1 protein-coding gene is annotated in these 1,224 nt (G+C 55.3%); it reads right to left on the bottom strand.

The features are described from left to right. Positions 1-12 precede the first annotated feature (12 nt). A protein-coding gene (locus PA6_RS22250; protein WP_115287900.1) for an IS3 family transposase occupies positions 13-1,163 on the bottom strand; the annotation gives its coding sequence in 2 pieces (ribosomal slippage) (positions 13-920 and positions 920-1,163; 1,152 coding nt in all). Positions 1,164-1,224 lie beyond the last annotated feature (61 nt).

The raw sequence follows: 1,224 nt of genomic DNA, 5'->3' as shown, positions 1-1,224 counted from the left end.
GCCCCGGATTTCTTAGACACTTTCCAGGCTCAGTAAATGTCGCTTCTCAAACTCTACCGGTGACAGCTGGTTGTTGAAACCGTGTCGGCGTTTTGGGTTGTAAAACATCTCGATGTAGTCGAACACATCAGCGCGTGCGTCCTGCCTGGTGCTATAGATTTTTCGCCTGATCCGTTCCCGCTTCAGCAACTGGAAAAAGCTTTCCGCTACTGCGTTGTCATGGCAATTGCCGCGCCGACTCATGCTGCCAAGCAAGTTGTTGGCTTTCAGGAAGCTCTGCCAGTCGCCGCTGCTGAACTGGCTCCCCTGATCTGAGTGAATCATCACCTCCTGCTTTGGCTTACGCCGCCAAACTGCCATCAGTAACGCATCAATAGCCAGATCGCTGGTCATCTGCGGTTTCATTGACCAACCGATTACCTGTCGCGAGAACAGATCGAGCACCACCGCCAAATACAACCAGCCCTCATAGGTGCGGATGTAGGTGATGTCCGTAACCCAGACCTTGTTGGGTTCGGTGACATTGAATCGGCGCTCCAGATGATTAGGTGAAGCCGCTGGAGGCTTACCACCATAGCGGCCCGGTCGACGACGATACCCTGTCTGTGAGCGCAGCCCTTCCAAGCGCATCAGTCGAGCAACACGATGTTTGCCGCATGCTTCTCCAAGCTCACGCAGGTCGTCGTGGATTTTGCGGTAGCCGTACACACCGCCGCTCTCTAGCCACGCGTGCTTGATCAGTCCAAGCAGGCGTTGATCATCCTTGGCTCGTGCTGACTTCGGTTCAGCCAGCCACGCATAGTAACCACTGGCATGTACTTTCAGCGTCAGGCACAGGCGGCGAACCGAATAGTCAACGGATAGCTGGTTGATGAAGGCGTACTTCAGCCGCACTCCTTGGCAAAGTACGCGGCGGCCTTTTTTAGGATGTCTCGCTCTTCGGTCACGCGCTTGAGTTCGGCACGAAGACGACGCAGCTCAGCTTGCTGATCGTCCTCTTGCGCGCGCTGCTCTTGGGGCTTGCTGTAGCGTTTAACCCAGGCATAGAGGCTGTGGGTCGACATACCCAAACGAGCAGCTACCTCCGCTACTGGCAGACCTCGTTCGGTCACCTGTTTGACTGCTTCGATTTTGAATTCTTCGGGATAACGCGGGTTGCTCATGGCACCTCCTAGTGGGCCGTATTATGAGGCCTGGAGGTGTCTACGAAACTAGGGGCGATTC

The sequence above is a fragment of the Aquipseudomonas alcaligenes NBRC 14159 genome, from assembly GCF_000467105.1.
GTDB classification, from domain to species: Bacteria; Pseudomonadota; Gammaproteobacteria; order Pseudomonadales; family Pseudomonadaceae; genus Aquipseudomonas; species Aquipseudomonas alcaligenes.
This window is presented reverse-complemented; position numbering and strand designations above follow the sequence as displayed.